The organism is Ruegeria sp. HKCCA0370, from assembly GCF_013033705.1.
Lineage (GTDB): Bacteria > Pseudomonadota > Alphaproteobacteria > Rhodobacterales > Rhodobacteraceae > Ruegeria.
In genome coordinates, this window is sequence record NZ_WQEP01000001.1 from 190,725 (window position 1) to 211,631 (window position 20,907).

Here is a 20,907-nt window from a genome sequence, read left to right on the forward strand (position 1 = left end):
CAGGGAAAGCCGTCCCCTTACTTGAAGTTCCGGCTGTCCTTGATCTGATCCCAGGCCCAGACAACTTCCTGCAACTGCTCTTCCTGCGAGCGGTCTCCGCCGTTCATGTCCGGATGCAGCACTTTGATCAGCTTCTTGTACGCTTTGCGAACCTCGGCCTTGGTCCAGCTGTCATTGGCCTCGAGAATCTCGATCGCACGGCGTTCGGTCGGCGGCAGGCGTCGTCCGCCGCCACCCGTCGTGCGGCCTTTGTTCTGCGTGCTGTTAGCACCAAGAACCTGATGCGGATCCTCGATCCCCAAACGGGCCCAGGCACGTGCTTCGGGGTCGCCCATCGGCTTGGTCTCGCGCTCCCAAACCTTGTCTTTCGAACGCTGTGCGTTCAGCTCGGCTTCGGTGGTGCCGTCAAAGAAATTCCACTTCTGATTATATTCCCGCACGTGTTGCTGGCAGAACCAGAAATAATCATCCAAGACATCCGGTGCTTTTGGCGCGCGGAACTTTCCCGGCTCTTCACATCCCTCGTGGTCACAGATCCGGACCGAGGTTTCAGAGGCTCCCGACATGCCCCGGCGTCCCCGCGGATTCTTCTTTTTGGCGCTGGAAACGGACATATCGAATCCGAAGGGGTCTGATTTCGCCATGCTCTAATCCTCAAGAACGCGTCTTTTCGACTCGGAGGCAGCAGTTTAATCTAAGCAGCCGAAAGTAGAAGAGGGGTGCGGCAATATTTTTGCCGCTAAGCAAAAAAATGAGTGTGACCGACGAAATCCGAACCCGCCTGCAAGCCGCCTTTGATCCGCGCGAGCTGGAAGTGATCGACGACAGCGAAAGCCACCGGGGCCATGCGGGCTATCAGGAAGGCGGTGAAAGTCACTTCAACGTCCGCATCCGCGCCAGCGCTTTCGAAGGCAAATCCCGCGTCGCCCGCCACCGCGCCGTGCACAAGGCGCTGGGCGACATCGTGCCGCGCATCCATGCGCTGGCCCTGGATATCGGCGTCTGAAGATCTTTGCGTGTCAGTCCGCCTTCATCTGTGCGGACGGCGTCGATGCCGAGATGGAATACTCTTCCTCCGTCATGCCCTCTTCGATTCCCTCGAACAGGGGGGTCGACAGGTATCGCTCGCCCGTGTCCGGCAACATGACCAGCATGACAGAGCCTGCCGGTGCGGATTCCGCCAACTTCATGGCCACCGCAAAGGTCGATCCACCCGAAATCCCAGTGAAAATCCCTTCCTCCGAGGCAAGCCTGCGCGACCATTCTATCCCTTCGGGTCCTGAAATGGGGATCAGCTCATCATAATAGGAATTGTCGATGGCTTCCTGAAGGACCCACGGGATGAAATCCGGTGTCCAGCCTTGAATCGGATGAGGTTCGAAACTGGGGTGGCTTTCGGTCGGCTGGTGATCATCGTTTCGGGTGTTGACGTATCCCGATGACACGATGGCTGCATTGGCCGGTTCGGTCAGTATGATTTTTGTTTCGGGCCGCTCTTTCCGCAATACACGCGAAACACCCGAAACGGTGCCGCCGGTCCCGTAGCCCGTCACCCAATAATCCAGCCGTTCGCCTTCGAAATCGGCAAGAATTTCCCGCGCCGTCGTGTTCTCGTGAATATCGGCATTGGCAGAGGTCTCAAACTGGCTGGCAAGGAACCATCCGTTTTCCTCGGCCAGTTCCTTGGCTTTGGTATACATGCCGAACCCTTTTTGCGCCTTCGGGGTCAGAACAACCTTCGCACCCAGAAACCGCATCAGCTTTCGCCGCTCGACCGAGAAGCTCTCGGCCATCGTCACGACCAGTGGATATCCCTTGGCCGCGCACACCATGGCCAGCCCGATCCCGGTGTTGCCGGATGTCGCTTCGACAACGGTTTGTCCGGGTTTCAGCCGCCCGTCACGTTCCGCGGCCTCGATGATGTTCAGCGCCAACCTGTCCTTGACCGAGCCTGCCGGGTTGAAGGCCTCGAATTTCACATAGACGGTCACATGCTCTGGCGAGATCCGATTGACCCGAATGCAGGGCGTGTCACCGACCGTGTCGAGAATGCTGTCATACAGGCGTGTCCGCCCTTGTGTCTGTCGAATAGCCATTTCGATGTCCCTCCAGAATATCCGGCTAACATGCCACAGATTTCCCGAGGGTGTAGCCCTTATTGCCTGCCAATACCGTTATGAAGACACGGGCCGTACCCGGATTGACTCGCGATACGTCAGAGAGAAAACGGACGTTCTGCACAAGACCACAGGTCGATTGCATTCGGTCCGTCGTCCGTACCAGTCCCCAAGTCTATGTTTTTGAAGGGCCACTTTCATCAGCGGCGTCATCAGACCGCTTCAGCGACAAAGGTGGCTCGTCCGGCTCTGCCGCAATTGGTTTCGGCGCCTGCACCTCGTCGGGGCCCGGAATCGGCTGGGCCAGCGGGGTGTCATCCATCTCAGGTACTGCGCCGACCCACGAGGCATCGACTTCCTCTTCCACCACGCGGCGGAACACCAGCACATTGCGCCAGTTTGTGGTCGATCCGGTCAGACCCGAGCGCTCCTCGCTGGGCAGCAGCTCGGCCCGCTGGTATTCCCAGCCATCCTGACCCATCTGATTCAGCAGTTGCTCGACCGAGACGGCAAAGCGGCCCTCGGCCGTTTTCACGCCTTTGGCTTTGACACCTTTTTGCGGGGCGGGAATGACCTTGTATTCGTAGCGCTTCATCTACTGTTCCTAAATGCGTTTCCGCGCTAACTTAACACGCTGCCCCCCGGGTGAAAGGGCCCTTGCTCATCCGGCGGAATTCACCTCTGACCATTCGTTTCGGCCTGTGCCGCCTTGGCCACAACCGACAGGCACAGTTCCGTCGCCAGCGCCATGTCCTGCACTGAAATCCATTCCAACGGGCCGTGAACGCATTGCATCCCGGTGAAGATGTTGGGGCAGGGGGTGCCGAATTCGGTCAGGCGGGATCCGTCCGTGCCGCCCCTGATCGGCACCGACAACGGTTCAACCCCCAGTTCGCGACACGCATCGCGCGCCAGCTCGACCGGAGTCATGTCGTTTTCCAGCCAATACCGCATGTTGCGGTACTGGTGGTTGATGTCGCAGGTGATGGTCGCGCGCGGTTCCGTGGCCTGCACGGCGGCGCAGACCTGCCGCACGATGTTTCGTTGCGCCTCCAGCCCGTCCATCTCGAAATCACGCAGGATCAGCTTGATCTCCATCTCGGATGATCCGCCGTTCATGTCAGTGACATGGATGAAGCCGTCGCGCCCGTCCGTGGTTTCCGGCGTCATGGTGGCCTGAGGCAATGTCTGCACGATCTTTGCCGCCAGATGCGTGGCGTTCACCATCTTTTCCTTGGCCAGGCCGGGATGGATCGAAACACCCTCGATCCGGATCACGGCGCGGTCGGCCGAGAAACTTTCATACTCGATCTCACCCACTTGCTGCCCATCCAGCGTATAGGCAAAATCCACGCCCAGATCCTTGGGAAGTTGTTCCGTGACGCCCCGGCCGATCTCTTCATCCGGAGTGAACGCGATACGAATAGGGCCATGTGGAATATCCTGATTTTCGATCAGGTGCCGTGCCATCGTCATCAGAATCGATACACCGGCCTTGTCGTCCGCGCCCAGCAGGGTTGTGCCCGACGCGGTGATCAGGTCGTGGCCGATCTTTTCGGCCAGATAGGGGTTGTCATCCGGAGAAAGAACCAGATCCGGGTTGTCCGGAAAGGTGATGTCGCCACCGTTATACCCCTTGATCACCCGCGGCTTGACGCCGGTTGCGTTGAACTGAGGGGCCGTATCGACATGGGCCAGAAAGCCCACGGTCGGCCCCGGCGCCGTTCCGGGAATGGTCGCGACGACAACACTGTCGCCCGTCATCTCAACATCCTGCGCGCCGATCTGGATCAGCTCATCACGCAACAGGTTCAGCATGTCGAACTGGATCTGAGTGCTCGGGGTCGTCGGGGATGTCTCGTCACTTTGACTGTCGATGGCGGCATAGCGCACCAGCCGGTCTTCGAGTTCCTGATCAAATCTGCTTTGCATAATACCTCACCTCTCTGTGGCGGAGGAAAGGGCGCGAACAGCAGGAAGTCAAGCCAATGGCTTGACCCCAAGTTTTGAGATTTCGTGAGAAACCGGATTGTACAAACCCGCCAAAGACTGCCGGCAGGCTTGTACAAAACGAAAGGTTTACGAGCCCAGCTTCTTGCCGACCAGTTCGTTGACGGCTTTCGGGTTCGCCTTGCCGCCGGTGGCTTTCATGACCTGACCCACGAACCAGCCGGCCAGCTTCGGGTTCACTTTGGCCTTCTCGACCTGTGCCGGGTTGGCTGCGATGATCTCGTCCAAAGCGGCCTCGATCGCGCCGGTGTCGGTCACCTGTTTCATGCCACGATCTTCAACGATCTGCGCCGGATCACCGCCTTCTGTGTAAACGATTTCGAACAGATCCTTGGCAATCTTGCCCGAGATCGCATCCGACGAGATCAGGTCGATGATCCCGCCCAATTGTGCCGGTGACACGGGTGAATCGGTGATGTCGTGGTCTTCTTTCTTCAGCCGACCGAACAGTTCGTTGATGACCCAGTTCGCGGCCAGTTTTCCGTTGCGGCCCTTGGCCACTTCCTCGAAATAGGCGGCGGATTCAACCTCGGCGGTCAGCACCGAAGCATCGTAATCGGTCAGGCCGAAGTCTTTGATGAAACGCGCCTTTTTGTCGTCGGGAAGTTCCGGCAGCCTGGCGGCGATGTCATCGACCCAGGCCTGCTCGATCTCGAGCGGCAGCAGGTCAGGGTCGGGGAAATAGCGATAATCATGCGCTTCTTCCTTGGACCGCATCGAACGGGTTTCGCCCTTGTCCGGGTCGTACAGGCGCGTTTCCTGCTCGACCTCGCCGCCGGCCTCGACGATGGCGATCTGACGGCGGGCTTCGACCTCGATCGCCTGCTGGATAAAGCGCATCGAGTTCATGTTCTTGATCTCGCAGCGCGTGCCGAGATGCGAAAAATCCTGTGTTTCCTGATACTTCTCATAGGCGCCGGGCAAACAGATCGAGACGTTCACATCGGCCCGCAGGTTGCCGTTCTGCATGTTGCCGTCGCAGGTGCCCAGGTAACGCATGATCTGGCGCAGCTTGGCGATATAGGCCGCGGCCTCTTCCGGCCCGCGGATGTCCGGGCGGCTGACGATCTCCATCAGGCAGACGCCGGTGCGGTTCAGGTCGACGAAGGACATATGCGGATCCATGTCGTGGATCGATTTGCCCGCGTCCTGCTCCATGTGGATGCGCTCGATCCGCACCTTGCGCGCGGTGCCGTCGCCCAGTTCGACCAACACTTCGCCTTCGCCCACGATCGGGTGGTAAAGCTGGGAAATCTGATACCCTTGCGGCAGGTCGGGGTAGAAATAATTCTTGCGGTCAAAGGCCGATTTCAGATTGATATCCGCCTTCAGGCCCAGCCCGGTGCGCACGGCCTGTTCCACGCAATATTCATTGATCACCGGCAGCATTCCCGGCATCGCCGCGTCCACGAAGGCCACGTTCGAATTCGGTTCGGCCCCGAATTGGGTGGATGCACCCGAAAACAGCTTGGCATTGGATGAGACCTGAGCATGCACCTCCATCCCGATGACCAGTTCCCAATCGTGCTTGGCCCCGGCAATGGTTTTGGGTTTGGGCATTTCGTATGTCAGATCGAGCATGGCGCGCCTCATTTCCGCAGAAGTCTAAGCCTGCGTATTAGGCCCGGCAGGGCCTAGGGGCAAGGGGGAATCCTGTCGTGTTCAGTTCTGGGAAAACCGCAGGCCCGAAGGTGTGAACGTCACATCCATACCGCTGCGCAATTCTTCCCGGAACAGATCCGAGATGGCGCGCAAGGCATCGCGCTGACCGCGCGCAGCAAATCGCTCGGGCGAGTTTATGCGGACAGAATTGTTGAAGCCGTTGGCCGCATGCGCCCAGATCAAGGGGTGCAATTCCGTCAGATGATCGCGGATAAGCCAGTTTGCCGTGTCGCGCATCTGAGACCGGACAAGGTCGGCCTGATCGTTCAGGCCAAATCCGTTCTGGACGGTGATCGCGCAGTAGGATGACAGCATGTTGATCATCTGCTGATCGGGCCGCAGGCGTACGATATCACGCAGACCTTCAAGGAAATACTCGATATCGACGCGGGCACAGGCCTCTTCGTCCAATGCGATGGCGTCGAACTGAACCCATGAGTATCCGCCCGCGCCCCAGATATCCTGTGTCCTGGCGGCCGTGCGCAAGGCTTGCAGCTCCAGCTCTTCGTAGCTGCCGAACCAGCGGGGCAGAAGGTGGCTGCCCATCGCGCGCATGTGGCGCTGATTGCGTGGATCCAGCGTGATCAGGCGTTCATATTCGTCAGACACCCGCGCGTTGGATTTGCGTTGACCAGCCAGTAGCGCACACCCGGCCGCAGCAATCAGGGGGCTGTCGGGGGCGTTTTTCCTGCACTTGGGCAGGATCGCTGCGGCACGGTCGAAATGAGCGGCGCAGCGTGACCGGTGCAAGGGTGGCAGCGTCGCGTCCGAGGCCGTGCCGCGCCAAGCCCATGCCAGATCGATATGGGCAAGGGATACGACGGTGGCGATCATTGGATCATCGGGGTTGTCCGCCATCTCGCCTTCAAGTTCCGAGATGCCCCCCAACAAGTCGTAATCCGAGATGGCCTTGCCATCCGAAAGCGCATGTTCAGCGGCCAGAACCACGTCAGATCTGGCGCCGAACGCCAACAGATCGGCAACCGGCATACCATCTGAAACAGCGGCGCGACCCTGATCGGCCACGCGCATTTCCTGCGACAGCTCTGCCCAGCGGTCCTGCCGGGCGAGGTAGCGGCCATGTTCGATCGTGGAATGTCCGATCAGATCATCGCGGTCGGATCTTGCAACGGGAATATTGAGCTGACCCTGCTCGGGCAAGGCTGCCGCAAGCGCGGATTTTGTCGCGCACAGGTCTGCTGAAGCATTTGTAGGACTGGCTGTGGATGGGGCGAACAGTGCCCTTAGCGACCGAAACATGGCGAAACTCAAAACTGAAAAAACTGATAACTGACACCGAAGTCTGGCGGGATATCGGGTTCAAATCAAGTAAATTGCCGAATAATTTTCCTTTTTAGTGTCCAATTCACCCTTCAAAGGCGCAGTGTTTCAGAAAACGGTGAAATGATGCCGTTCTACGCGAATTCCGGCTTGGTTTAGAAGGGTTTCCAAATCCCGATGCAGCGGAAGCGACTCATCCGGCAGACGGATTCGTTTACTGGAATGCAGAACAATCGACACACGAACGGAGAAATCCCAACGGGTGTCAAAGCGGAAATGGTCGATGTCGCGCAGCGCGACCTCTGCCTGCCGATTCCCCGTGAACCAGCTCAGTGCATCCTGATCCAATTGCATGCCCGCGCGAGTGTTCTGAACCACGTCCCAAAGTGCGGGCAGGGTGGCAAGGGACAGCAGCCCAGCGATCCACCAGGCCGCGTCAAACAGGAAAACCAGCGCCAGCAACGCCGCATAAACACCGGCCAGGATGGCCAGCGTTCGCAAACTCCGGTTGCTGCGGGCAAAGCTGTAAGGCGTCATGCGCCGAGGATGCGGGACACCATTTCGGTCGTGTCCCGCGACAGGTTCGGTGTTTCCGCGATGCGGGAAAGCTGCGCACGCATCAGGGCCTGACGATCCGGATCATACCGTTTCCAGGTCTGAAACGCCGAGCACATACGCGCAGTGGTCTGTGGGTTCACCGGGTCCAGACGGATCAGCCAGTCTGCAAGCAGGGCGTATCCGGCGCCATCCGGCTGGTGGAACCCTGCGTGGTTCATCGCCAGGGCCCCCATGACGGCGCGGAACCTGTTCGGGTTTTTCCAGTTGAAATCCGAATGCTCGGTCAGGGTCGTGGCAATCGCGGGTGTCGCCTTGGGTGCTGCCATCGCGACTTGCAGGCCAAACCATTTGTCCATGACCAGCCGGTCATGCTGCCACTGTTCGTAGAATGCGTCCAACTGCGCCTCACCCTTGCGGGCGCGTAAAAGGCAAGACAGCGCAGTCAGTTGCAACGTCATGTTGTCGGCTGTGTCGTACACCTCAGCCGCCATCGCCCCACCATCCAGACGAGAGGTCAATGCCAGCGCAGCGCTGCCAAGTGCCCGTTTGCCGGACTGCTCGGCGTCCGGGCTGTAGGGGCCGTCCACAAAGGCCTCACTGTGCAGGCGGGGCAGCAAATCCTGCACGTTCTGGGCCGTTGCCTGCCGCAGCGTTTCCACCGCGGCCCAGATCGCCATGGGGTCGGGCGTGTGGCCGCGGTCATGCAGGGCCGCTGCCAATTCCGACTGTGTCGGCAATCCCAGCATCAACGCACGATAGGCCGGGTCCAGTTCGTCATTGCGCAGCACGGCCAACACTCCGTCAAGGTAATCGGTATCCGGTGCCGCATCCTGAAGGATCATCCGCATCAGGGTGTCCTGCGCCAGATCCCGTCCTGCCTGCCAACGGTTGAACGGGTCCGTGTCATGCGCCAGAAGAAACGCGCGTTCCGCGTTCGACTGGTCATGTTCCAGAATGACAGGTGCCGAGAAATCGCGCAGGATCGATGCTGTGGGTTTCGCCGCGAGACCAGTGAACGCAAAGCTCTGTTCGGCCTGCGTCAGTTCCAGCACCTCGGTCGCGCGAACCTCATCGCCATTGGGCCCAAGCAGGCCGACTGCAACCGGGATGACCTGAGGCAGTTTCTCCTCCTGTCCCGGCGTGGGATCGGTTCGCTGTTTCAGCGTAAGTGTATAGGTGCCGTCGGCCCAGTCTTCCTGAACCCTGATGCGCGGAGTGCCCGACTGGCTGTACCAACGTTTGAATTGTGTCAGATCGCGCCCGGTGGTGTCTTCGAAAACCTTCAGCCAGTCCTCGATCGTGCAGGCCTGACCGTCATGGCGTTCAAAATACAGATCAAGCGCCTTGGCATAGGCCGCATCCCCGACCAACCGTTTCAGCATGCCGATGACCTCGGCACCTTTTTCGTAAACCGTGGCGGTGTAGAAGTTGTTGATCTCCTGAAAGCTTTCTGGCCGCACTGGATGCGACAACGGACCGTTGTCCTCGGGGAACTGCCGGGCACGCAGGTCTATGGCATCGTGGATGCGCTTCACCGGGGCCGAGCGCATGTCTGAGGTGAATTGCGCATCCCGGAAAACTGTCAGACCTTCCTTGAGGCACAGCTGGAACCAGTCGCGGCATGTGATGCGGTTGCCGGTCCAGTTGTGAAAATACTCATGCGCGATGATCGCCTCGATCCGTTCGAAATTGGCGTCGGTCGAAGTTTCGGGACTGGCGAGAACGGCCGACGAGTTGAAGATGTTCAGCCCCTTGTTTTCCATCGCGCCCATGTTGAAGTCATCGACGGCGACGATGTTGAAGACGTCCAGATCGTATTCACGGCCATAGACATCCTCGTCCCATTTCATCGACTTCTTCAACGCCTCCATGCCGAAAGCGCATTTCCCCTCGTCTCCGGGACGGACCCAGAGATTCAGTTCGACGGTGCGACCTGACCTGGTGGTGAACTGACCGGGATGTGCGATCAGGTCTCCGGCGACCAGAGCGAACAGATAGGCGGGTTTGGGCCATGGATCGACCCATTCGGCCCAGCCATCGCCCTTGCCCGACGGGTTGCCGTTCGACAGCAGAACCGGCAGGTCGCCGTTGATCCGAACGGTGAAGGTGGACATCACGTCGGGACGGTCGGGATAGAAGGTGATCTTGCGGAACCCCTCGGCCTCGCACTGTGTGCAGTACATGCCGTTCGACATGTACAGACCTTCCAGCGCGGTGTTGTTTCCGGGGTCGATTTCGACCTCGGCTTCCCACAGGAACGGCGCGTCCGGGGCATCTGCGGTTAGTCCTTTATCGGTCACATCCGGCGTGATCTCGGCCCCGTCAATGGCGGCGCGGATCAGTTTCAGTTCTTCCCCATGCAGAAAGAATGTGCGGTCAGTGGCGTCAGGATTAGGCCGGAACGCAATGCGCGAGGTGACGCGCGTGGCGTGCGCGTCCAGATCAAAGGTCAGGTGCACGCTGTCCACCAGATAGCCAAACGGTGTGTAGTCTTTCAGGTAGATCGTGGTGGGGGCAGCATCGCGCATCTTGGGCCTCGTATCTGTTCGGGACTGGCGCGACGTTAGGGGCTTCGTTCCGGCGCTGCAACCGGCCCTGCCATTGCCTTGAGGTTTTTGAAACAGCTTCAAGCCGAAGCGAATGCCCCAAATGACGGGATGAAAGTTGCCTATCGGAAACTTTCCGCCTAAGTCACAGTGCATACAATGGCGCACAATTGCAGGAGAGCAGGAATATGACGGACAGACAGACCCTGAGCGGACTGCAGATCGATCCGGTTTTGGCTGAGTTCATCGAGACGCAGGCGCTGCCGGGCACGGGCGTCTCTTCGCAGAAGTTCTGGGCCGGCATGGCGCGGATGGTGAACGAACTGGGGCCGAAAAACCGTGAGCTGCTGGCCAAACGGGCCGAGATCCAAAGCCGCATCGATGGGTGGCACATGTCCCGAAAGGGGCAGAACACCGATGCCGCTGAATATGAGGCTTTCCTGAAAGAGATCGGGTATCTGGTCGAAGAAGGCGACGAGTTCCAGATTGAAACGGCCAATGTCGATCCCGAGATCGCCCTGACCCCGGGCCCGCAACTGGTTGTTCCGATTACCAATGCACGCTTTGCCCTGAACGCGGCCAACGCGCGCTGGGGCAGCCTTTATGATGCGCTGTACGGAACGGATGCAATGGGGGATCTGCCGGCAAGCGGTGGCTATGATGCGGCGCGCGGCGCGCGGGTAATCGCGTGGGCCAAGGCGTTTCTGGATGATGCCGTGCCTCTGGCATCGGGATCATGGGCGGATGTCACCGAATTGGGTATCACCGACGGTGCGTTGACCCCTGCGCTGGGCGATCCCGCCCAATTTGCCGGGTTTGGCGGTTCGGCAGACAAGCCCGACTTTGTGCTGTTGAAAAACAACGGTCTGCACATCCAGATCATGATCGACCCCACAAGCAACATAGGCGCGACCGATCCCGCGGGCATCGCAGATGTCCGGCTGGAATCCGCGCTGTCCACCATCATGGATTGTGAAGACTCGGTTGCCTGCGTCGATGCTGCCGACAAGGTCGTGGCCTATGGCAACTGGTTGGGCCTCATGAAAGGCGACCTGACCGAAGAGGTCACCAAGGGCGGCACCACGTTCACTCGGAAACTGGCCGAGGACCTGAGCTTTATCACTCCGTCGGGTGATCAGGCCAAGCTGAAAGGCCGGTCGCTGATGCTCGTGCGCAACGTGGGTCACCTGATGACCAACCCGGCCGTGCTTGACGCAGAAGAGCGCGAGATCGGCGAAGGCCTTATGGATGCTCTGTGCACCACCCTGATCGCCATGCACGACCTGAAGCAAGACGGGGGCAATTCTGTCGAGGGCTCTGTCTATGTGGTGAAGCCCAAGATGCACGGGCCCGAGGAAGTTGCGTTTTCGGTCGAGATATTCGACATGGTCGAAGACATTCTGGGCCTGCCGCGCAACACGGTGAAACTGGGCATCATGGATGAGGAACGCCGCACCTCGGTCAACCTCAAAGAGTGCATTCGCGCCGCAAAATCACGGGTCGCCTTTATCAATACGGGTTTCCTGGACCGGACAGGCGATGAAATTCATACCTCGATGGAGGCCGGTCCGATGCTGCCCAAGGGCGACATCAAGAATACGCCATGGATTGCGGCCTATGAAGATCGCAATGTCGATATTGGTCTGGCCTGTGGCCTGAAGGGCAAGGCGCAGATCGGCAAGGGCATGTGGGCCATGCCGGATCGCATGGGCGATATGCTTGAGGTCAAGATCGGCCACCCCATGGCCGGAGCGACATGTGCCTGGGTGCCGTCGCCCACGGCCGCAACCCTGCACGCAACGCATTACCACAAGGTCGATGTGCTGGCCCGTCAGGACGAGCTGGCCGCATGCGGCGCACGTGGTACGTTGAAGGATCTGTTGACCATCCCCTTGCTGGCTGGGCGCAATCTGAGTGACGAGGAAATCACGCGTGAACTTGAAAACAATGCGCAGGGTATCCTTGGCTATGTCGTGCGTTGGGTCGATCAGGGCGTTGGCTGTTCCAAGGTGCCCGACATCAACGATGTCGGCCTGATGGAAGACCGCGCGACGTGCCGGATTTCGTCGCAGGCACTGGCCAATTGGCTGCATCACAGCATCGTGGATGAAGCTCAGGTCATGGCCGCACTGCAAAAGATGGCCGCCGTCGTGGATCGCCAGAATGTAGACGATCCGAATTACACACCGATGGCGCCGGGATTTGACGGTATCGCCTTTCAGGCGGCCTGCGATCTGGTGTTCAAGGGCCGGGTTCAGCCGTCGGGCTATACCGAGCCGGTCCTGCATGCGCGCCGTCTGGAATTGAAAGCCAGCCAAAGATAACACCGAAAAAAGCCCACAGACCGATCGTTTGTGGGCTTTGTCGAACTTCAATCTGACGAGAGGACCTTCAGATGTCAGTTTCCCTACGCAAGGCCCGCACCATCATCCGAAAAACCCTGGAAAAGGGCCGAGAGATGGAGTTGAAGCCGCTCTCCGTCGTGGTTCTGGACGCCGGTGGGCATGTCATTGCGTTCGAGCGCGAGGATGGTGCAGCACCGGGCCGGTTCGGGATTGCGCAGGGCAAGGCCTATGGGTCGGTCATGCTGGGAATGGCGGGCACTGCGCAGATGCAACGCGCCGAAACACAAGCCTATTTCATGGCCTCGGTAAATGGCGTCTATGGTGGTCAGGTCGTGCCTGTTCCGGGTGGCGTGCTGTTGCGTGATCGCAAGGGGGCCGTGATCGGCGCCGTTGGGGTTACCGGAGACACATCAGACAATGATGCGCTGGCCGCAATGGCGGGAATTGAGGCAGCCGGCCTGATCGGTGAGATTTAACGAGAGCGTTGTATTAATACGTCTTTCCATCTGAGTGGGGAAATTATTCCCCCGCGTAGCTGTTTGTTGGAAAATTTTTCCAATTAAGCTGGGCAGACCAGAACGTACAGTGCGTCTTCGAACACGTCCCTGCGCTTTCACGCAGGGCGTGTATTCTTGCACGTTAAATCCGCTGCCGCTAGCTTCCTTGACAGGCACAACAACAGCAGGGAAAGCGGAATGTCTCGGCCTGTCGTCGGTATCATCGGCAACTCGTACCTCATGAACGATCAATACCCCACACATGCTGGGGGAACGATGAATTCGGATGCCGTGGCCAACGTGTCAGGATGTCTTCCGTTGTTGATACCCGCAGATCCGCGTTACGTGTCGGTCGATGAGTTGCTGGAGGTCTGTGACGGCTTTCTGCTGACAGGCGGTCGCCCGAACGTGCACCCGGAAGAATACGGGGAACCTGCAACCGATGCACATGGCGAATTCGACCGGGCACGAGATGCCATAACTCTGCCGCTGGTTCGTGCCTGCGTTGAAAGGGGGCAGCCGTTTTTGGGCATCTGCCGGGGGTTTCAGGAAGTTAACGTTGCCATGGGCGGAACGCTTTATCCCGAGATCCGCGATCTGCCGGGGCGGATGAACCACCGGATGCCGCCCGATGGAACCTTGGAGGAAAAGTTTGCTCTGCGTCATGTGGTGGCACTGGAAAACGGCGGCGTTTTCCACAAACTGTTCGGCGCAACCGAGGTCATGACCAACACCTTGCACGGTCAGGGCATCAAAACGATTGGGCAGCGCGTGGTCATTGATGGCCATGCACCGGACGGGACGCCCGAGGCGATCTACATCAAGGATGCGCCCGGCTTTACCTTGTCGGTTCAATGGCACCCGGAATGGGATGCGATCAATGACCCGGTCTCGCGCCCCCTGTTCGAAGCCTTCGGCGATGCGGTTAGAAACTGGAATTGTAGAAATCGTTCTGCAAGGCTAAGGCAATCTGCTTGACCGGCGCCAGTGGGCTGCCCTCGATTCCCCGTCTCTGAATCGCAACATTCGAATAATTGTTTATGAGACGAGCCCAATACCTTTGTTTATCCGCCAGCAGGTCTGAATGCTTGCCCCCGATGCCACGAAACGGTGCGAGATTGAGATATGCAAGGATCAACCCAAAGGCGACTGTGTTCAGTTAGGTTTCTCGCAGTGACATTATTAGCAACTTCCGGTTTCGCAGCTGAAGTGATGCGCAGCAGTGTGGTTCTTTAGGTGAGCTGCTCTACATCGGACGCACGCGTGATTCAGCATCCTCCGTTTGGTTGTCTGCGACTGAGCAAGGCGGTTTTCGTTTGGAAGCCGCGCAAGGCAACACAACGGTGGACACGTGGAACAAGTCTCGCAGAGGCGTTCATCTAAGTTTTTCACCCTTTGTCTCAAACGGAAATGGTGGAATGCACCGATTGTTCGAAATCGGTGGAGCACCAAATGGCAAGGATTGCCTGATCGATACGCAAAACCAACAGAGAAACTGGAGCTTGCCCGGTGGAGGTGGCGGCGGAGGCGGCTCCGGTGGCGGTTCAGGTGGCTCGGGCGGCGGCTTTGGCGGTTGAGGTGGCTCAGGTGGCTCCGGCGGGCTTTGGCAGTGGTGGCAGTTCAGGTGGCTCCGGTGGCGGTTCCGGTGGCTCTGGTGGTGGCTTTGCTGGAGGTGGAACTGCGGCCGCTATACCTCGTACTCGACCACAAAGTGCTGCTGACGGGGTATACGCTGTCGGTGTTGAGTGTGTTGACGTAGCGACGGGTAAACTTGACGCGGCATTATGTGATCCCTCTGTTACTGCTCCTATTGTGGGCCCTCCTTTGACCGAAGGCCGAGATCTCGCGCCGCCGTCCACATGGAATGTATGGACAGATTTCACTTATACCGAAATCGAAGACACGCGCGGGGTCAGAGAAGTCGACATAAATGACAACTATTTTGCGGCGGGGTTCGACAGGCTTGTCAGGCCGGACTTGGTCGTTGGATTTCAGGTTGAATATGAAAACCTTGATGTCGAAGGGTTTCAGGGTCAATTCAGACAAGACACTAAAGGGCTTGCTGCGGGCCCCTATATTGCCTGGCGCATGTCCGAGAGATGGGTGCTGAATGGACTGGCGACCTTCGGCGAGTTTTCGACGGATGTGAACGTGCTGGGGTTAAGTGGCGATTTCGACCGGACCCGGTGGCGAGCCAATCTGGAGGCGATCGGTCAGTACGAGGCCGGGAATTTCCTGTTACGTCCGTCGATTGCCTATGACTATTACAATTACAGCGCAGAAGACTATGATCTGAGCGGCACTGTGGCAGGTGTTCCGGTCAACATAGTTGGCGAAGTTGCTTCAGCGAGTTACAGCGCCTTAACACCTGAGTTGGAAATCAGCAGGCCATTTGTCACTTCGCGATCAATCGTGTCTCCGTTTGCGACGCTGAGCGCGACCTACTGGTTCGACCGTGAAAATGTTGGATTAGGCGCTGGATCGCAGACCGACTTGACTTGGGCCTCGCGCGTGGGGGTGCGCGCGCGAGTGAGGCCGTTTTTGTCGAGGCGACACTGAGATATCTGAGTTTGTTCGACGATGATCTGGATACGACCGAAGCGTCCATTTTTCTTTCTGTCAGCTTCTGATCCTAAAGGGGCGAAAAAGGAAAGCACCGCCTCAAGTCAAAAGGCGGCACCAAGACGATCAGATCAATAGGTTGAACTGATTGATCAGCGGAAGGGAACGTGCGCGCTTGCCCGTCAGGTCGAATAGCGCATTGCCAAGTGCCGGCATCGAAGGCGGTGTTCCGGGCTCGCCCGCACCGCCCATATGCCGATTGGTTTCCAGCACGCGCACCTCGACCTGCGGGGCTGTGTGCATCCGCATCGCGTCATAGTCGGGGAAGTTGAACTGCTCGACTTCGCCTTCCGCAAAGGTGATCTCGCCGAAACATGCGGCAGACAGGCCGTACATCATGCCGCCGAACATCTGTGCCTTGACGTTTTCCGGGTCCAGCGCCAGCCCCATGTCGCAGGCAATCCAGGCCTTGCTGATGCGGATGGTGCCGTCTTCGTCGACCACTTCGATGACCTGGGCCACCGGGGTGCCGAAGCTGTATGTGAAGGCCACGCCCCGGCCGACGCCTTCGGTCGTCTGACCCGTCCAGCCTGACATGTCCTTCACGGCTTCCAAACATCCCGCCGACGGCGCGTGTTCGTTCTTCATCAGGTCCAGCCGGAACTCCAGCGGGTCACGGCTTGCGGCATGAGCCATCTCATCCATGAATGTCTCGTGAAAAAAGCCGTTATGGCTGTTGCCGACCGAGCGCCAAAACCCCACGGGAACAGCCAAATCAGCAATGTGGCCGCTCATGCGGTAATTCGGTACCGCGTAGGGCTGGTTGAAGAAACCTTCGACCAGCACCTTGTCAGGGCCGCCGCCGGGGAACCCGGTGTAGCGCTCGACCACCTGTTGGGTCGGAGATTGGGCCGCGACCTTCCCGTCAATGAGCACGGCCTTGCCGTCCTGAACCGCGCCGCGCATCCGGGCGATGGCGCCGGGGCGGAAATAGTCGTGACGCATGTCCTCTTCGCGGCTCCAGGTTGTCTGAACCGGTGTGCCGGGCATGGCCATGGCAACCTTGGTTGCGATTTCGCCGAAATCCAGTTCTCCCCTGCGACCAAACCCGCCACCCAGATAGGTGGTGTGGATTTGGACGGCTTCGGTATCCAGACCGGCAGTGTTGGCAACGCGGAACTGAATAAGTGTGGGGGCCTGGTTGCCGCACCAGAGTTCCAACGCATTTCCCGTGTAGAGCGCGGTGGCATTCATTGGCTCCATCGTTGCATGGGCCAGATAGGGCACGCGATACTCGGCGGTGATTTCAGTGGCGTTTTCCGGGCTCGCGCTGACATCGCCGTCGTCGCGCATGGTCGAGTTCGGTGCGTCGTCAAACGCCTCGGCGATCCTGGCAAAGATGTCTTCGGTTTCCGGCGGATAGGGCGCGTCGCCCCAATCGACATCAATGGCCTCGACTGCCTGATTGGCCAACCATGTGTTGCTTGCGATCACGGCCACGCCTGTGCCCAGATCGACGACCTTCTCAACCCCGGGCATGGATCTTGCGGCGCTGTCGTCAAAGCCGTTCATCGCGCCGCCCAGTTTGGGATTCATTCGCACGCTGGCGAATTTCATGCCCGGCAGGCGGACATCGACGCCGAATTCAGCGGTGCCCGTCGCCTTGCCCACCATGTCGAGACGCGGTTGGCTTCGGCCCAGATAGCGCCATTCAGACGGGTCTCGCAACGGTACCTCAACGGGTTCCAGCCCGGCGGCATCCTCGGCAAGCATTGAATAGGCGATCTTGTCGCCGTTGGGTGCAATGACATGGCCTGACGCCGTTTTCAGATCCGAGGGGTCGACGCCCAACCGGTCTGCGGCAGCGCGTTTGAGTGTTTCACGGGCCGAAGCACCGGCTTGCCGCATTCGGTCGAACCCATCTTTCATCGAGGTCGAGCCACCCGTGACTTGCAGGCTGAGCGTCTTGCCCAGAATGCCCAGCGCCTCGCCCAGATTGTGCTGGAAATTCGAGATATCGTACCCCTTGTTCGGCAACCCTTCGCCCACAAGGGCCGAGTTGTAATAGGCCGCCGCAGCAGGACCATGCAGAACGGTGATTTGATCCAGATCGACATCCAGTTCCTCGGCGATCAGCGCGGCCCATGTGGTTTGGACGCCCTGACCCATTTCCGCGCGGGGCGCGAACAATGTGACACCATTCTGGTCAATCAGCACAAACGGGTTCAGCGCTGCCTCGCCTTCGCGGGGTTTCAAGGGGTTGGCCGCGGGGCGGGTCACGTAATAGGCGCCAAAGGCCACGCCGCTAACGATCGCGGCAGAGCCGATCAGGAACGTACGGCGGAGGATTTTTCCAACGGAAGCCATTGCTTACGCCTCCTTCAGCTTGGATGCCGCGTCATGGATTGCTGCGCGGATAAGGGGATAGGTGCCGCAGCGGCACAGGTTGCCCTGCATCGCTTCGTCGATGTCTGCGTCAGAGGGGTCCGGGTTTTCCGCCAGCAATGCCGCGGCCTGCATGATCTGGCCGGACTGGCAGTATCCGCACTGCGCGACCTGATGATCGATCCAGGCCTGTTGGATCGTGGCCAGCGCGTCCGGCGAGCCGAGCCCTTCGATCGTGGTCACGTCACCCCAGACATCCGACAGCGCCACCTGGCACGAGCGCACGGCCTCGCCATCGATATGCACGGTGCAGGCCCCGCATGCGGCCACGCCGCAGCCGAACTTGGTGCCGGTCAGCCCGACCTCGTCCCGCAGAACCCAAAGAAGGGGGACGTCATCAGGCAGATCCACCTGATGTTGCTTGCCGTTGATCTTCAGGGTCGTCGCCATGGCGCACCTCGTGTTGCTGTGGCTGGTTTCTGACATAATTGGACGAAAGTGTCAGGATGTCAATTGACAAATTGAACAAAAAATGTCAGGGCTTCGTATATGAAAGACAATGGTGACGGCTCACGGCAACAGGCGATCCTGAACTCGGCGTTTCAGGCGTTTTCCACTTATGGATACCGAAAGACCTCGATGGACGATATCGCGCGCGGCGCGGGGATGTCTCGGCCGGCGGTGTATCTGCATTACAAGAACAAAGAGGCGATCGTCAGCAAGCTGACCGAGCTGTACTATGCCGAAAAGAGCGTTGCGGTGGCCGAAGCGCTGGCGACGCAGGGGTCCGTGCCTGAGGTTCTGACCCGCGCAATTCAGGCGCAGACCGAGGGGATGGCAAAAATTCTGGCCTCGCCCCACGGGCTTGAAATGCTCGACAACACAAAATCCCTGTCTGGGGAAATCATCGCGGCGGGTGAGGCCAAGCTGGCCGCGCTCTATGCGGACTGGCTGACGCAACAGGAAAAGGCGGGCCGGGTTCGCCTGCTGGCTGACGCGGCAGAGACCGGTCGGACGATCACGGCCACGCTCAAGGGGCTGAAGCTGATTGGCGCCGGGGCCGAGGTTTATGAACAGCAGGTCGCACAGGTCGCGGCCCTTTTCGGCGCCGGACTCGAAGTCAGGTAACGCGCTGACGAACCCTGTATTCGGGCGTGTCCCACAGGCGGTTCTGCATGATATCGGCCATAATCCCGACGGCGCGTTCGACATCGCATTCGTCGATATACAAAGGTGTAAAGCCGAACCGCATTATGTCGGGTGCTCGAAAATCTCCGATCACGCCACGGGCGATCAGGGCCTGCATGGCGGCATACCCTTCCTTGAAACGGAACGAGATCTGGCTGCCGCGCTGCTGCGGATCACGGGGGCTGGCCAGTTGCAGATCCGGGCAGGTTGCCTCGACGCGCTCTACGAAAAGCTCGGTCAGTTCAATCGATTTGGCCCGGACGTCGGTCATGTCCGCCAGATCCCAGATGTCCATCGCAGCCGACAAGGCCGTCATCTGGATGATGGGCGGCGTTCCCACCCGCATCCGTTCAATGCCGCTGCCGGGGCGGTAGTCGAGATCGAAGGCAAACGGTGCTTCGTGCCCCAGCCATCCGGACAAGGCGGGGCGTGTGCGTTCCGCCAACCTCGGCGCGACACAGATGAAGGCTGGCGCGCCGGGGCCGCCGTTGAGGTATTTGTACGTACACCCGACCGCGAAATCGGCGTTGCACCCTGAAAGGTCGACGGGGATGGCCCCCGCGGAATGGGCCAGATCCCAGACCGTTACCACGCCGTTGGCATGCGCCAGTTCGGTCAGCGCCTTCATGTCGTGCATCCGACCCGAGCGATAATCCACCTCGGTCAACATAAGAACAGCGACCTCTTCGGTGATTGCGCCGGCCACAGCTTCGGGATCAACGACGCGCAACTCATACGCGTCCCCAAGCGAGCGCAGCAAGCCATCCGCCATGTACAGGTCCGAAGGAAAGTTGCCGTTGTCGGACAGAACCACTTTGCGATCCGGATTCAGGTCAAGGGCCGAGGCCACGGCCTGATAGACCTTGATCGACAAGGTGTCTCCGGTCACCACACTGCCGGGCTCTGCTCCGATCAGGCGGCCAATCCGGTCACCAAGCGCGGTGGGCAGGGCCATCCAACCAGCCTTGTTCCATCCGGTGATCAGCATCTGGCCCCATTCGTCCGTCAGCATCCGTTGCACTCGGGCACCGGCTGATTTCGGCAGGGGGCCCAGAGAGTTGCCATCCAGATAGATGACGCCCTCTGGCAGGTCGAACATGGCTTTGGTTGCCGCAAAATCAGTCATGAAGGCTCGCTAACTCGTGTGAACGTCGGTGATTGCTATTGAGGTAGTCGATCCGCGATAATGAGTCCATGCGATGCGACATACTGGTCTTTTGCCATTTTGGCTCAAAAGCGGTAGGACATCGCGCAGAAGCGACATGTGCTTGATCTTGTCGTCATTCAATGAGGGCTTTGCATGCGCTGGATGGACGTTCCGCCGGTTTGGTTGATTGCTTTTGCAGCTCTTGCCTGGTTGCAGGCCAGGTATCTGAAGCTGGGCCTGTCGCTTGAGGGTGGTTTGACGGATCTTCTGAGCGGGGTGTTGATCGGAGGTGGAATCCTGATGGCTGTTCTGGCGGTGGTCGAATTCCGCCGTCACAAGACAACCGTCATCCCGCATGAAACCCCGTCATCAATGGTGCAATCCGGCATCTACAAGCGCAGTCGCAATCCGATCTATGTGGGCGACGTTCTGATTCTTGCGAGTCTTGTCCTTCGATTTGATGCCGTCCTGTCCCTGGTTCTTGTACCAGTCTTCGTCTGGGTGTTGGAGCGTCGGTTCATCCTACCGGAAGAAGACCGCCTGCGTCGTACCTTTCACGCCGACTTCGCGCGTTACGAACGCAAGACACGGCGCTGGATTTAGGGTGGA

General features: G+C 59.1%; 19 protein-coding genes. 8 read left to right on the plus strand and 11 right to left on the minus strand.

Going from position 1 to position 20,907, the window contains the following annotated elements; genetic code table 11:
• Positions 1-17: 17 nt before the first annotated feature.
• Positions 18-644, minus strand: a complete 627-nt coding sequence (locus tag GOW31_RS00970; RefSeq protein WP_152458640.1) for a J domain-containing protein — start codon at positions 642-644, stop codon at positions 18-20.
• A gap of 107 nt (positions 645-751) precedes the next feature.
• Between GOW31_RS00970 and GOW31_RS00975 the strand changes: the two genes are divergently transcribed.
• The gene (locus GOW31_RS00975; protein WP_171167246.1) at positions 752-1,006 is read left to right on the plus strand and encodes a BolA family transcriptional regulator; all 255 of its coding nucleotides are present in this window, start codon (positions 752-754) and stop codon (positions 1,004-1,006) included.
• A gap of 13 nt (positions 1,007-1,019) precedes the next feature.
• On the opposite strand, the gene cysK is transcribed toward GOW31_RS00975, so the two are convergent.
• From cysK to pepN, 7 genes are all read right to left on the minus strand, one after another.
• Positions 1,020-2,096: a cysteine synthase A gene (gene cysK / locus GOW31_RS00980; protein ID WP_171167248.1), complete on the minus strand. Its 1,077-nt coding sequence runs from the start codon at positions 2,094-2,096 to the stop codon at positions 1,020-1,022.
• A 196-nt stretch (positions 2,097-2,292) separates the two neighbouring features.
• Positions 2,293-2,712: a DUF4177 domain-containing protein gene (locus GOW31_RS00985; protein ID WP_171167256.1), complete on the minus strand. Its 420-nt coding sequence runs from the start codon at positions 2,710-2,712 to the stop codon at positions 2,293-2,295.
• 80 nt (positions 2,713-2,792) lie between these two features.
• Positions 2,793-4,049, minus strand: coding sequence for a peptidase T (gene pepT / locus GOW31_RS00990; protein ID WP_171167258.1), 1,257 nt, complete (start codon positions 4,047-4,049; stop codon positions 2,793-2,795).
• A 147-nt stretch (positions 4,050-4,196) separates the two neighbouring features.
• Positions 4,197-5,708 (minus strand): Asp-tRNA(Asn)/Glu-tRNA(Gln) amidotransferase subunit GatB, encoded by a 1,512-nt coding sequence (gatB, locus tag GOW31_RS00995; protein WP_171167260.1) that lies wholly within the window; start codon positions 5,706-5,708, stop codon positions 4,197-4,199.
• An 81-nt stretch (positions 5,709-5,789) separates the two neighbouring features.
• Positions 5,790-7,049, minus strand: a complete 1,260-nt coding sequence (locus tag GOW31_RS01000) for a hypothetical protein (protein ID WP_254439953.1) — start codon at positions 7,047-7,049, stop codon at positions 5,790-5,792.
• 129 nt (positions 7,050-7,178) lie between these two features.
• The gene (locus GOW31_RS01005) at positions 7,179-7,607 is read right to left on the minus strand and encodes a hypothetical protein (RefSeq protein WP_171167262.1); all 429 of its coding nucleotides are present in this window, start codon (positions 7,605-7,607) and stop codon (positions 7,179-7,181) included.
• Positions 7,604-10,156, minus strand: a complete 2,553-nt coding sequence (gene pepN / locus GOW31_RS01010) for an aminopeptidase N (protein WP_171167264.1) — start codon at positions 10,154-10,156, stop codon at positions 7,604-7,606. The genes GOW31_RS01005 and pepN overlap by 4 nt, the downstream gene beginning before the upstream one ends.
• 206 nt (positions 10,157-10,362) lie before the next feature.
• On the opposite strand from pepN, the gene GOW31_RS01015 reads away from it, so the two are divergent.
• From GOW31_RS01015 to GOW31_RS01035, 5 genes are all read left to right on the plus strand, one after another.
• Entirely contained in the window at positions 10,363-12,498 is a 2,136-nt protein-coding gene (locus tag GOW31_RS01015) for a malate synthase G (protein WP_171167266.1), read from the plus strand.
• A 71-nt stretch (positions 12,499-12,569) separates the two neighbouring features.
• Positions 12,570-12,995, plus strand: a complete 426-nt coding sequence (locus GOW31_RS01020; protein ID WP_152458631.1) for a heme-binding protein — start codon at positions 12,570-12,572, stop codon at positions 12,993-12,995.
• Between the two features lie 219 nt (positions 12,996-13,214).
• Entirely contained in the window at positions 13,215-13,994 is a 780-nt protein-coding gene (locus tag GOW31_RS01025; RefSeq protein WP_171114968.1) for a gamma-glutamyl-gamma-aminobutyrate hydrolase family protein, read from the plus strand.
• 440 nt (positions 13,995-14,434) lie between these two features.
• Complete coding sequence (locus GOW31_RS01030) at positions 14,435-14,593, plus strand: hypothetical protein (RefSeq protein ID WP_171167268.1); 159 nt, start codon at positions 14,435-14,437, stop codon at positions 14,591-14,593.
• A 247-nt stretch (positions 14,594-14,840) separates the two neighbouring features.
• Positions 14,841-15,575, plus strand: a complete 735-nt coding sequence (locus GOW31_RS01035) for an autotransporter outer membrane beta-barrel domain-containing protein (RefSeq protein ID WP_171167270.1) — start codon at positions 14,841-14,843, stop codon at positions 15,573-15,575.
• 129 nt (positions 15,576-15,704) lie between these two features.
• Here the strand turns inward: GOW31_RS01035 and GOW31_RS01040 are convergent, their stop codons facing one another.
• Positions 15,705-17,945: a xanthine dehydrogenase family protein molybdopterin-binding subunit gene (locus GOW31_RS01040; protein ID WP_171167271.1), complete on the minus strand. Its 2,241-nt coding sequence runs from the start codon at positions 17,943-17,945 to the stop codon at positions 15,705-15,707.
• A gap of 3 nt (positions 17,946-17,948) precedes the next feature.
• Positions 17,949-18,413 carry a (2Fe-2S)-binding protein gene (locus tag GOW31_RS01045; protein ID WP_171114974.1) on the minus strand — a complete coding sequence of 155 codons (465 nt, stop codon included), beginning with the start codon at positions 18,411-18,413 and terminating at the stop codon, positions 17,949-17,951.
• Positions 18,414-18,512: 99 nt separating this feature from the next.
• Here GOW31_RS01045 and GOW31_RS01050 point away from each other — a divergent pair, with 99 nt between their 5' ends.
• Positions 18,513-19,091 (plus strand): TetR/AcrR family transcriptional regulator, encoded by a 579-nt coding sequence (locus tag GOW31_RS01050; protein ID WP_171167273.1) that lies wholly within the window; start codon positions 18,513-18,515, stop codon positions 19,089-19,091.
• On the opposite strand, the gene kynU is transcribed toward GOW31_RS01050, so the two are convergent.
• Positions 19,084-20,277 (minus strand): kynureninase, encoded by a 1,194-nt coding sequence (kynU, locus tag GOW31_RS01055; RefSeq protein ID WP_171167275.1) that lies wholly within the window; start codon positions 20,275-20,277, stop codon positions 19,084-19,086. The genes GOW31_RS01050 and kynU overlap by 8 nt on opposite strands.
• A gap of 174 nt (positions 20,278-20,451) precedes the next feature.
• On the opposite strand from kynU, the gene GOW31_RS01060 reads away from it, so the two are divergent.
• Entirely contained in the window at positions 20,452-20,901 is a 450-nt protein-coding gene (locus GOW31_RS01060; RefSeq protein ID WP_171167277.1) for an isoprenylcysteine carboxylmethyltransferase family protein, read from the plus strand.
• The last annotated feature ends 6 nt before the right edge of the window (positions 20,902-20,907 follow it).